This is a genomic window from Collimonas sp. PA-H2, assembly GCF_002564105.1.
Lineage (GTDB): Bacteria > Pseudomonadota > Gammaproteobacteria > Burkholderiales > Burkholderiaceae_D > Collimonas.
In genome coordinates, this window is record NZ_PDBX01000001.1 from 4,844,862 (window position 1) to 4,857,819 (window position 12,958).

Annotated in this window: 7 protein-coding genes; all 7 read left to right on the forward strand. The window is 56.8% G+C overall.

What is annotated here, in order from left to right; all coding sequences use genetic code 11:
- Positions 1–490: 490 nt before the first annotated feature.
- The 7 genes from BCF11_RS22240 to BCF11_RS22270 all read left to right on the forward strand — a co-directional run bounded on the left by BCF11_RS22240 (position 491) and on the right by BCF11_RS22270 (position 12,669).
- Positions 491–2,350 carry a thiamine pyrophosphate-binding protein gene (locus tag BCF11_RS22240; RefSeq protein WP_233212595.1) on the forward strand — a complete coding sequence of 620 codons (1,860 nt, stop codon included), beginning with the start codon at positions 491–493 and terminating at the stop codon, positions 2,348–2,350.
- A 9-nt stretch (positions 2,351–2,359) separates the two neighbouring features.
- The gene (locus tag BCF11_RS22245) at positions 2,360–3,109 is read left to right on the forward strand and encodes an SDR family oxidoreductase (RefSeq protein ID WP_098496671.1); all 750 of its coding nucleotides are present in this window, start codon (positions 2,360–2,362) and stop codon (positions 3,107–3,109) included.
- Between the two features lie 25 nt (positions 3,110–3,134).
- On the forward strand, positions 3,135–3,956 hold the full coding sequence (locus BCF11_RS22250) for a citryl-CoA lyase (protein ID WP_098496672.1): 822 nt from the start codon (positions 3,135–3,137) through the stop codon (positions 3,954–3,956).
- Positions 3,953–4,759: a citryl-CoA lyase gene (locus BCF11_RS22255; protein ID WP_098496673.1), complete on the forward strand. Its 807-nt coding sequence runs from the start codon at positions 3,953–3,955 to the stop codon at positions 4,757–4,759. Before BCF11_RS22250 ends, BCF11_RS22255 begins: the two co-directional genes overlap by 4 nt.
- A 78-nt stretch (positions 4,760–4,837) precedes the next feature.
- Positions 4,838–6,949 (forward strand): TonB-dependent siderophore receptor, encoded by a 2,112-nt coding sequence (locus tag BCF11_RS22260; protein ID WP_098496674.1) that lies wholly within the window; start codon positions 4,838–4,840, stop codon positions 6,947–6,949.
- Positions 6,950–6,956: 7 nt separating this feature from the next.
- Positions 6,957–8,093 carry an ABC transporter substrate binding protein gene (locus BCF11_RS22265; protein ID WP_233212596.1) on the forward strand — a complete coding sequence of 379 codons (1,137 nt, stop codon included), beginning with the start codon at positions 6,957–6,959 and terminating at the stop codon, positions 8,091–8,093.
- A gap of 88 nt (positions 8,094–8,181) precedes the next feature.
- On the forward strand, positions 8,182–12,669 hold the full coding sequence (locus BCF11_RS22270) for an EAL domain-containing protein (RefSeq protein WP_098497649.1): 4,488 nt from the start codon (positions 8,182–8,184) through the stop codon (positions 12,667–12,669).
- The last annotated feature ends 289 nt before the right edge of the window (positions 12,670–12,958 follow it).

Below are 12,958 nucleotides of genomic sequence, written 5' to 3' on the forward strand. Positions count from 1 at the left end.
GCCAGGAAGATAGGCAAATAGTTCATGACCGGCGTGCCGTGTGTGCACGTCTATGCCATAGCAATAGCCGTGGCTGGCTTTCCCTCTCCCAAGTGAGTGGCGGGTTGCGTCGGATGACAGCGCGGTTCAGAAATCGTTAACCGCTTATTAACATTAATGCATTGGTCCTCAGAAAAACAGCTGTCAATAGTGATAGGTGGCAATATTTTCTTTTGGCATCAACAATGGACACCGAGAATTGCCAACATCGGCGACCTGCTACGTTTTGTGCATTTAAATTGCATGGCGGCCGAGCGCTGTAGTGCCTGTCATCTTGGTTTTGACCGTTGTCGGAACGAATCAAGTTGATTATTTGCTTTGCGATTTGTTAAGAGAGGGCTACACTTAATTTCCATGAGGCAATATTTTTCATGCATTAACGCCCGCGAGAATGTCCGATGCGCATCGACGTACCGCAGCAATCTTCCCGCCATCAAGAGAGGGATTTGATATGGGTGCTGACAATTTTCCGGTGTATGGCGATATGCCGAGTAAGAGTTGGGAACGGCCTTCCGCGTCGCCCATGGTAGTAGCCGATCTGCTGGTGGCCTATCTGGATCAGATGGAAATCGAATGCGTCTTCGGTGTTCCTGGTGGCGCCATCGAGCCTTTTTTCAATGCCCTTGCCAGGAGCAGCCGCAGGGGCGGAGTGCGTCACGTCCTGGCGCGGCACGAAGCCGGGGCTGCCTACATGGCCGACGGCTATGCCCGTGAAACCGGCAAAATCGGCGTCTGCTGCGCCACCTCCGGCCCTGGCTCAACCAATTTGATTACTGGGGTGGCTTGTGCCTACGATAACAATATCCCCATGCTGGTGATCACAGCGCAACCAGCCTTGCCTACGTTTGGTAAACATCCTTTGCAAGAGTCAACTTGCACCGGCGTCGATACGCTGAGCATGCTACAGCACTGCACACACTACAACTCTCTGGTATCCCATCCGCAGCAGTTCGAAAACAAGCTCATGACTGCTTTGCAGCGGTCCATCCGTACGCCTGTCGGACCGGTGCACTTAAGCATACCTGTCGATGTGTTTCGTAGTCCGAATACGCAATTAGCTCCTTCCTACGATTTGCAGGCGCTTTTGCAGCCATCATCGTCGGTTGACGATGAAGCGTTGGCAACGCTGCTTTTGATGCTTTCCAAAGCTGAAAATATCGTTTTACTGATAGGTGTGGGCTGCTGCGAAGCGATTGGCTCAATACTGGAATTTGCCGACCTGAGCGGTGCTGCGGTGATCACTACACCAGACGGCAAGGGCTTGGTGAATCCGCGTCATCCGCTTTTTCGCGGCGTATTTGGTTTCGCCGGCCACGCTTCTGCCGAGACGGCATTGCGCGACAAATCGGTGGACTTGATCATGGCGATCGGCACCGGCATGGGGGAGTGGAGCAGTGGCGGCTGGAGCGACGGCTTGCTCAATTCACGGCTGGTGCATATCGACGATACTGAGGAGCATCTCAGCCAGAGCCCGATGGCGCGTTTTCACATGCGGGGAAGGATCCTGTCGATCTTCAATCGGCTGATCAAACATATGCAGGATGTTCGTCGATCCGGCAATTTCGAGTATGAGCAGAGACGCTTCGCTCGCAAGCAGCATAGCGACCATTGGGAGCCTGAGACGATGCTGATTGCCCCCAAAAAATACGAGAGCAGCGCCATGCCGATCTTGCCGCAACGGCTGATGCGCGAGCTAAGCCGGCTGTTTCCACCGACCACGCGTTTCCTTGCTGATACTGGAAATAGCGCGGCCTGGGCGATTCATTATTTGCAGCCCCGGGATAGACGGATATCCGAAAGACGCCAAGGCGGGGGAGGGAGCACCCGTGCACCGGGAAGGCGCAAGACTTATGGCGGCTGGCTGCGCGTCATCATGAATTTTGCGCCAATGGGCTGGGCTATCGGCGGCGCCATCGGCACCGCCATCGGCAATCCAAAAATGCCGGTGGTATGCATTACCGGAGACGGCAGTTTCCTGATGAACGGCCAGGAAATATCGGTAGCCGTCGCCGAAAAATTGTCCGTCATTTTCGTCGTCCTCAACGACCAGGCCTTGGGAATGGTCAAGCATGGCCAGCGGCTGGCAGAAGCAGAATCGATCGGCTGCGATTTGCCGCCTACCGATTTCGCTGCCCTGGCGCGCGCCATGGGAGCTGCAGCCCATACCATTCGCGCGCCTGAAGACCTGGCCAAGTTGGATATCGCTGCAATGTGTACGCGGCCGGGGCCGACGCTGCTGGACGTGCTGATAGACCGCGACGAGGTGCCGCCAATAAATCTTCGCATGCGGGTTTTAGCCGGAAATCTATAAGGAATAGACATGGGCAAACTGAACGGCAAGACAGTCCTGATTACAGGCGGTTCCAGCGGCATCGGTTTGGCAAGCGCCAAGCTTTTCCTGGAACACGGCGCCCGTCTGGCGATTACCGGGCGCGATCCGGATGGCTTGGCGCGCGCTCGGGATGAGTTAGGCGGCGACGTCCTGATGATCCGTAGCGATACCGGGAATCTGGCCGAAATCGAATCCTTGATGCAGCAGGTAGAACGCCACTTCACGCGCCTGGACGTGCTGTTCGTCAATGCCGCCGTCGCCGCAGCGGCGCCCATGGAGCTGGTCTCGGAAACCCTGTTTGACGACATCATGAGGACCAATTTCAAAGGAGCATTCTTCACTATCCAGAAAGCGTTGCCGCTGTTCAGCGCTGCGGCATCCATCATTGTCACCACCTCGATTGCCAACCAGCTGGGATCGCCGAATTTCAGCGTCTACGGCGCCAGCAAAGCCGCCTTGCGCTCCCTGGTGCAGTCACTGGGACTGGAACTTGTCAGTCGCGGGATCAGGATCAATGCGATCAGCCCTGGTCCCATCGCCACCCCGATCTTCGATCGTTTCGGCCTGCCGCCCGACGTTGCCGACGGCATAAAAGCCGAGATTGCGCAAAAGTCCCCGAGCAAACGTTTCGGCCATCCTTCAGAAGTAGCCAAGGTCGCCTTGTTTTTAGCTTCGGACGACGCTGCCTATGTGCTCGGCGAGGAAATCGTCGTCGATGGCGGCATGAGCCTGCTTTAGCAGTTTCTTTCGACTAGGGGATCAGATGAGCGATAAAGAAAGCCGGCACAGCATTCGCAGCAGCGTCTGGCAAGAAGAAGCTGAAGAGGACAATCCTTTTGCCGCCGCAGCCTGCTATTGCCGAGGTTACGATGTCTATGGCGATTTGCTCGGCAAGATTGCTTATGTCGAATATCTGTACCTCCTGTTCAAAGGCGAACGTCCGGAACCGGCCGTGACCGCAGTCCTGGAAATACTGGCCGTAGCCTTGGCCAATCCCGGTCCACGCGATCCTTCTGTACACGCGGCGATGGCAGCCGGGGTCGGCGGCTCAACCGCTGCCTCCGTGCTCATGGCCGCGCTGGCGGTCGGCGCTGGCTCACACGGCGGTGCAAGAGAAATTTTCCTGGCGCTGGAGGCATGGAAGAATCATGGGACCGAACTTGCAAACTGGCGCTCCGCTCTTGCCAGCCCAGCCGTGCCGACCCGCCTGCAAGTATGGCCGGAACCGGAGCACCCCCCCGGTTTCGATCCCTACGGAAAACGCTGCGCGAATCCGGTACGCCAGACCCTCTCGCATCTGGTTGCGATGATGCCCACGGGGCGCCTGGCTTGGTTGTCGCAAGAAAGAGAGGCGCTGGAACTGATGGCCGGCCATCCGCTGGCAATGACCGGCGTGGCCGCCGCTGCGCTTGCCGATATGGATTTTTCCGCCAGCGAAGGCGAGATGCTGACCTTGCTGCTGCGGCTTCCCGGAGCCGCCATCCACGCCCTGGAACAAGGCAGGCAGGGTTTTCGTCAATTTCCTTTCTTTGAACTGGATCTGGAAAACGATCCCGGTCCCGCTTTCCGTGAGGAGCAAGCATGAGCAACGTCTTGCTGGACTATGAAGGTCCATTGCGCACCAGGATGGGCGCATGTTTTCCGGGAGAGCGAGCGGTGTTCCGCGGACACGATCTGCATGCGGATCTGAAAGACATGGATTGGATCGCACTATATACCTTCGGCATTACCGGCCGTCGATACTCGCAGGAGCAAATAACCGTTCTGCATGCTCTCTGGACCTATACCAGTTACCCGGATCCACGATTGTGGAACAACCGTGTTGCCGCCCTGGCGGGGAGTGCCCGCAGTACCGGCGCACTTGGCGTCGCTGCGGCCATCGCGGTTTCTGAGGCTTCCATTTATGGATGGCAACCGGAATTCGCCGCGGCAGATTTCCTGGTCCGGGCCCATGACCGCATAAAGGGGGGCGAGTCCCTGGAAGCAGTTCTGCAGCAAGAGTTGCTGCAGCACCGGCGCATCCTGGGATACGGCCGGCCGGTGGCGACATTGCAGGTGGACGAACGCATTCCGGCGATTTTGGCGCGCATGGACGGCGAGAAAATAACGCAGGGTCCGTATCTTCGACTGGCCTTTGACATAGAACGGCAGCTGTTGCGGATGGGGCGGCAGTTACCGATTAACTATGCGGCCATAGTCGTGGCGATTCCGCTGGATATGGGCTTTTCTCCGCGCGAGTGCTACTTATTCCTGCTTCCCTCATTTATGGCTGGCATGCCTCCTTGTTATCTGGAAGCTAGCGAACGCCCCGCAGGAGCGACATTCCCGCTACGTTGTTCACAGCTGCGTTATGAAGGACCTGGGCGACGGCTTTGGCAACAAGAATAAGGTAGTCGATAAGAGGGGATGAGGAATGGTAGCGCGACTTCTTCTGACGATATCTGAGTTGCATCAAATGGAGCAACAATGAAAAACCGCTGGCAATCTCGACTTCCATGTGCCGTCATCCTGTTTCTGAGCGCCGCCGTGGCTGCGGCACAGCAAAATGCTGATGAAGACGATTTGGTGCTTTCTTACGGGAACAAGGCGTTCGTCAGCATAGCCACCGGTAGTCAGCAGGATATTTCCCGGGCGCCGGCGGTCGCTTCGGTGATAACCGCCCAGGATATCCAGGCCATGGGGGCGACCAATATGAATCAGGCGCTGGAAAGCGTGCCGGGCTTGCATGTCTCTTACTCCGGCCTCTACAACGATCCGATCTACTCCTTCCGCGGCATCACTACGCAGTACAACCCGCAGACATTGATGCTGGTGAATGGCATCCCCATCAACGACGCTTTTCTCGGCAACCGCGACTTTGCCTGGGGCGGCGTGCCAGTCCAGAATATAGCCCGTATCGAGATTATCCGCGGCCCTGGATCGGCGCTGTATGGCGCCGATGCTTTCGCCGGGGTCATCAATGTCATTACCAAGACTGCAGCCGATATCAATGGCACCGGGTATGGCGCCAGGGTCGGATCGTTCGATACGCATGAGGCCTGGTTTCAGCATGGCGGGAAAATGGGGCCGCTGGATGTGGCTTTCTACCTTGGCGCGGGCCACACCGGCGGCGCCAATAAAACGATAGACGCAGACGCGCAAAGCGGCCTCGACAAAATCTTCGGAACGCGGGCTTCACTAGCTCCAGGGCGCGAGCAACTCATGCGCAACAGTCTGGATATGCAGGTCGATATCGCCTATGAGCTATGGCGTTTGCGTGCCGGCTACCAGGATCAGGAAACCGGCACTGGTGTCGGATTGGCAAACAGCCTCGACCCCGATGCGCGGGTAAGAGCGCAACGCTGGAATGCTGACTTAACCTACTCCAACCCCAATTTTTTCCGCAACTGGGATGTCACGGCGCAAGCGTCGGTGAAAGATGTCAACGAACTGCCGGCGTCGCCGCCAACGGTGCTGTTCCCGGCAGGAGCTTTCGCGGGAGCATTCCCGAGCGGGGTAATCGGTAATCCCGGGCATGCTGAACGCGACAGTCAATTCAGCCTGTCTGGTTTCTATACCGGGTTTGACAAGCATCGGATCCGGCTCGGCACCGGCTATCGGATTGAAAACTTGTACCAGACCAGCGAGAGCAAGAACTTCAAGATCCTGGCGGTTCCCGGGGTTGGGGTCGAATTCGTTCCGCTTGCGAGCGTCATTGATGTAAGCGGCACCAGCGACGTATACCTGACTCCCCACAAACGCACCATCAGCTATGTGTTCGCGCAGGATGAATGGACTCTGGCAAAAGACTGGACGCTGACTTCCGGAGTACGAGAGGATCGCTATTCCGATTTCGGCAACACCGTTAATCCGCGCCTGGCATTGGTTTGGGACGCTGCTTATAATTTTTCAATCAAGGCCTTATACGGCAGCGCGTTCCGCGCACCGTCATTCACCGAGCAGTACAGCATCAACAATCCGGTCACCATAGGCAATCCCAACCTCAAGCCGGAAACCATTGCCACGCGCGAACTGGCGTTCTCGTGGCAGCCTACTCAGACCCTTCAAACCAATCTGAGCCTGTTTTACTACCGCATGCACAACATCATTCAGTTTGTGCCGAATCCTGACCCTTCGAGCGGCTCGACCGCACAAAATACGGGCGATCAAACCGGCCGCGGCCTGGAAATGGAAGCAACCTGGGATGCAACGCGCAATCTGCGCTTATCCGGCAGTTATTCGTTGCAACATTCCACAGACCAGACCACCGGTCAGGATGCCGGTCTGGCGCCTCGTCAGCGTTGGTTCGGTCGCGCCGACTGGCGTTTCGCATCGCTATGGCAATTTGGCAGCACGATCAATCGCGTAACTGACCGCAAGCGACAGCCAGGCGATACCCGTCCCCAGCTTCCCGATTACACCACTCTGGATTTGAATGTGCGTAAGGAAAAATTGATTGGCAACTGGAGTGTCAGCGCATTGGTGCTGAACGTGTTCAATCGAGATGCCAGGGAACCTAGCTTCGCCCCGGGCAACATCCCTTTCGATTTTCCGTTGCCAGGCCGTACTTTCTATGTACAGTTTCAGCACAAACTGTGAGTCATCCGTGCTGATTCAGCCGCGCAGGATATCCTTTGCGGCTGTATTGCGGATCGCAGCCGGCCTGCTTCTTTTGCTGGCGTGTGCGTTCGGCTACGCCGCTCAGGGAAGCGCCGGCCACGATCCTGGCCGGCGCGCCGGCGCGGTCGTCAACCGTTTGCCTGACTGGCGTGAAAATACTGCCGAGGTGCGCGTGGTGCGCCGCGAACTCCAGCCGCTGATCATAGCCGCCATGGCCACGCTGGATGCGCCAAGGCGACAAGAGATATTGGATGGCAAAGGCGCGATCGCTGTGATTTATCCGGATATCGGCGAGCCTTATCGCAGCATCTTTTCCAAGATAATCGAAGGCATTCAAGAGCAAGCCAAGGTACAGATAAGCACTTACCCCGTCGGGCCAAACAGCAATGCTGGCGATCTCAGCGCGCAATTGGTACGCGGCGGTGTCAAGGTGGTGATCGCGCTAGGGCGGCAAGGATTGAAGGCTGTATCCGGGCTGACGCCGGAGATAGCGGTAGTGGTTGGCGGTGTGCTGTCAGTGCCGGAAAGCGAAAGCCGCAATCTGACCGGCATCAGCCTGACGCCGGATCCGGCCCTGCTGTTCGCACTATTGAAAAGGCTGCTGCCCAGCATAAAAAGGGTGACCGTGGTCTACGACCCGCAGCATAACGACTGGCTGATAAAACTGGCGCGTGAGGCAGCCAAGGCTCAGGGGTTGGAACTGGTCACGCGCGAAGCGCATGACCTGGCTTCGGCGGCGCACCTCTACGACGCTGCCTTCGCCGTCGCCGATAGCCGGCAGGACGCAATCTGGCTGCCTCAGGATGCCACCACGGTAGATGATGAAACCATCCTGCCGCTGGTCCTGAAGGAATCCTGGAGCAGGGGCTTGCCTGTGTTTTCCAGCAGCTTCCTGCATGTCAAGAAAGGTGTCATGTTCGCCTTATATCCTAATAACCTGGGACTAGGGCGCGACCTGGCCAGTTCCGCCTTGGGTGTGCTTTCGGGAGAGTCGCGCAAGCGCGGCGTGTCGCCGTTGCGCGAGGTGCTGACGGCAGTCAATCTGCGCACCGCCAGTCACATCGGATTAAATCTCGATTATCAGCAGCAACGCAGTTTTGATTTTATCTTTCCAGAGCCTTAGTTGACGAAATCGTTCATGCAATACAGATGCAATCCGCGCGGCCAGCCAGTATGTGTTGCCTTTTTCCCCTAATTTTGACGAGTCCATCATGTTGCAAGCCTATTTACGCCGCACCGGGTTTCGCCGTCAATTGATGGCGATAGTCACCATCTCGATCTTGGGCCTGGCGTTGTTTTCCTCCTTGATGAATTCCTGGCAAACCAACCGCAGCGTGCGGGGCTATCTGATCGAGCAAGGGCTGCATATTGCAGAGAATCTGGCGCGCCAGAGCACCCTGGCCTTGCTTTACCATTCCGCGGACAATGTCCGTGAAGAGGTCGCCACCACGCTTGCGTTTCCTGACGTGATCCAGGTGGAAATTACTGACACTGCGCACAAAGTCTTGTTGTTGGAAACCAAGGCGGGGCAGGCAGTCAAGCCGACCGAAAACCTGCAGCCCGGTGTTGTCCTGACCAAGGCCACGCTGGAACAGGAAAATGATAAGGAATGGCGTTTCGGCGCACCGGTTTACCAAGGACACGAAGCAACATCGCCGTTCGAGCTGCAGGAGAACAAGCCGCAACTCCTTGGATATGTCTATATCGTGCTCGGCAAGGGAACCATGAATCAACTGGTGTTCTCCTTACTGATGGTTAATCTGGCCATTACGCTTTCCTTCGCTCTCATCTTGCTCGGAGTCATGCGCCTTTTGGCGCGCAATCTGCTCCGGCCTTTGAATGCCTTGTCCGAGCTGATGGGACGCGCCGAGGCAGGCGAGTCCGGCATGCGTGCGGTGCGCGAGGGGCCGCGCGACATCATCGACATGGCCCAGGCATTCAATAAAATGATGGCGGTGCTGGAAGAGCGCGAGCTCGAATTGAAGCAGTCGCGCGACCAGGCATTGCATGCGGCAATGATGAAGGCGCAATTTGCGGCCACTGTCAGCCATGAAGTGCGCACACCCTTGAGCGGCGTGGTGGGAATGCTGGACATGCTCAGGGAAATGCGGCTTAGCAAGCCGCAAATGGAATGCGTCGAGGTGGCCTGGAGTTCGGCCCACACGCTCATCGATCTGATCAACGACGTCCTCGATTTTTCCAAGATGGAGGCGAACAAGCTGGTTTTGGAAGAGATCGATTTCAACTTGCGCAAACTAGTGGAAGAAGTCCTCGAGCTGCTGGCCAGGCAGGCCCAGGAAAAAGGGCTGGATCTTGGTTATCTGCTGGCAGCCGATGTCGCGGACCGGATCAAAGGCGATTCTATGCGCTTGCGGCAGGTTCTGATCAACCTGGTCGGAAACGCTTTGAAATTCACCGGGAACGGCCAGGTGGCGGTCCGCATTTCCCGTAATCCGGATAGCGGCGAACGCTTCGGCCTGAGGATCGAAGTGAGCGATACCGGTATCGGCATGGACAAGGAAGCGATTCGCCATGTATTCGATTCGTTTGCCCAGGCTGACAGCGCCACCGCGCGCCAATACGGCGGCACCGGCCTCGGCCTGGCGATTTGCAAGCAGCTGGTGGAACTCATGGGAGGCGAGATCGGAGTGGTCAGTGCACCGGGCCAAGGCGCCACATTCTGGTTCACGATTGTCTGCCAGCCAGGCGAGAAGCAAGTCATGCTCGCGCCGGAGCCTGACTTGCATGGGATGCGGGTCCTGATTGCAGCCAAAAGCGAGATCGTACGCAGCTTCCTGGAGCAAAGCCTGGCCAGTCGCGGAATCCATTGCCGCATAGCCGGCAGTGCTGCGGAAGTCCGGGAAGAACTGGCGCGGGCGGCGCAAGCGCCATATACGCAGGTTATCGTTGAAGGCAGCCAGGCAGAAGACGAAGATGCGGACTTGCAAAGGTATATCCGCTCCATGCCGGCGCTGTCGGCGACACGCCTGCTGCTGTTGCAGCACCATGGCGCGCCGAAAGGCGCGCAGTTCAAGGAAGCCGATGCTTATCTGGACAAACCGTTGCGCCTGCAGCGTTTGTTGGAGGCGATCCGGCAGCCGCAAGCAGATCGACAGCCGGAAGTCGCCAGCGTCTTGAGCGCACATTTGCCGGACGCGCTACCTCCCAAGCCAAAAAAATACAGCGTGTTGGTGGTCGATGACAATCGCACCAATCAGGTGGTGGCTACCGGCATGCTAGTCATGAGCGATTGTCTCTGTGAATGTGTCGACAATGGCTGGGAGGCGATCGACACGGTTCAGCGCAACCGCTTTGATCTGATTCTCATGGATTGCAATATGCCTGAGATGGACGGCTATGAAGTCACCGCGCGAATTCGCAAGCTCGAAGAGCTTGAAGGACGGCATACGCCAATCGTCGCCATGACTGCCAATACCCAGAGCGGTGACGTGGAAAAATGCATGGCGGCAGGCATGGATGATTACCTGGCAAAACCAATCACCCTGATCGAGCTGCGGCGCAAGCTGGAGCGCTGGCTGATTCAAGCTGCCGGAAGCAAGGCCGGGGAACCTGAAGCGGCATTGAGGGCTGCGAACCTGGTCGAGAGTGAAGGCCGTCCCTTGGACCGCTTGGTTTTCGACAAGCTGCGGGAGATATTGGGGCCAAGCTTGCAACATGCAATAACACCCTACCTGGAAGACACGCCGCTTAATCTTGAACAACTGAAGCAGGCGGTCGAACAGAGGGATGCGGAGGCCGTCCGGTCTTTGGCCCATACTATCAAGGGTAGCAGCGGCAACTTGGGGGCAATCAATATGACCCAGTTGGCCAAGAAAGTGGAGGAGCTGGAGCAGGCCGGACAGATCGATGAAATCCCCCCTTTGCTGCCGCAATTGCGTTCAGCGTTCGATGATGTGGCAGCCCTGCTGTACAGCGAGGTGTCAAGCGAAAACTATTTCAGCACCAAGCCGACGGAAGGCAGCGCCCTGGTGTTGGTGGTCGATGATGACCGCAGCACCCGCAGCGCCCTGCGTTACACCTTGTTAAGAGACGGCTTCCGGGTGGCGGAGGCGGAAAATGGCGCCCAGGCATTACGTGTCCTTAAGCGTATCAAGCCGGATGTCATACTGATGGATGCCGTGATGCCGGTGATGGACGGCTTTACCGCCTGCGCTCGCATGCAAGAGCTGCCCGGCCGCCAGCATATCCCCGTGCTGATCATCACCGGCCTGGAAGACAACCTGTCGGTGGAGCGTGCGTTCGCAGCCGGAGCCAGCGACTATATCCCCAAGCCTATCCACTTCGCGGTCCTGCCGCAACGGGTGCGCCGGATTGTCGAAGCCAATCGTGCGGAGATGCGGGTGCGCAACCTGGCCTTCAACGATTCGTTGACAGGCCTGCCGAACCGGGCCATGTTTTTCGATCAGTTAAAGCGCTGCATCGAGCAGGCACGGCAAAGCGGAAATGGCGCGGCGGTGCTGTTCCTTGATTTGGATCGCTTCAAGTACGTGAACGACACTCTTGGCCACGATGTCGGGGATCAATTGCTGATAGCCGTGGCACGTCGAATCCAGCGCAGCGTGCGCGTCGTCGACTGCGTGGCCCGCTTGGGCGGGGATGAATTCACCGTCGTGCTGGCGGATGTGACGACATCGAATACAGCCACTATCGTAGCCCAGAAAATTTGCCAATCCTTATCCAAGCCTTTTCTGATCGCAGGCCACGGTATCGTCGTCAGCGCCAGTATCGGTATTTCCCTCTATCCTCAGGATGGCGCCGATGTGGGAACCTTGCTGCAGCATGCGGATACCGCAATGTACCGCGCCAAGAAAGCAAGTTCCGGTTTCATGTTTTTCGAACCTTCCATGGAACATTCAATATCGGAACGTATGCGCTTGGAAAGCGACCTGCGCGAAGCATTGCATCGGAAGGAATTGGATGTGTTTTATCAGCCGCAAGTCCAATTCGACACAGGTCGCATCGTTGGCATGGAAGCGCTGGTACGTTGGCGCCATCCGACTCGAGGCATGCTGGCGCCCAAGGAGTTCATCCCGCTTGCAGAAGAAACCGAGCTGATCAACATCATTGGCGCCTGGGTCATGCGTACCGCGTGTTTTCAATTACAGAGCTGGATCAAAGCAGGCATGCCGGCAATGAGGATGGCTGTGAATTTTTCCGTAAGGCAACTAAGATCCGATTTCACTGCGGCTGTGGAGCAGGTCCTGGTAGAAACCGGTTTGCCGCCGCAGCTGCTGGAGCTGGAGATCACTGAGAGCACTCTCATGGAAAACGCCGAAGATAATTTGCAGGCATTACATCGGCTGCATACTCTCGGAGTGCGCCTGACTATCGACGATTTCGGTACCGGTTATTCCTCACTTGCTTACCTCAAACGTTTTCCTGTCGATATCATCAAGATAGATCAGTCTTTCGTGCGCGACGTCCCTCATGATCTGGACGACGCCGCCATCGTTAAAAGCATTATTGCGCTGGCGCATAGCTTGCGTCTCGAAGTGGTTGCCGAGGGAGTGGAAAATGAATCTCAACTTGATTTCTTGAGAGGCAATTCATGTGATTTGATGCAAGGTTATTACTTTGGGAAGCCCATGCCGGCGGAACAGTTCATTCGTTTTGTCATGGAACAAGATAGTCTTCAACGGGCAGAGCTCCTCGACTCTCGAACAGGCCCTTACCAATGAAGTAATTTACCGTGTCGACCATCCGAGATCTTGAGTTTTCTGCCCGGCAGATATATTGATTGTGGTCACCGTTATCTGACGGGCCTATCCTTGGACGTACGGGCAACCGATGTAAGCGAGGATTTTTGCGGAAAAAATCCCGAATCGCGAAAATAATGGAGAAGGCCTTCATCGCTGAAAGCTGGTTGGTAATTGGTGCCCGAGGCCGGACTTGAGCCGGTATCCTTACTAACAAGAGACTTTACGTTTCTTGCGGACTTCAAGTGGTGCGTCAAGGGCGAAGGAGATT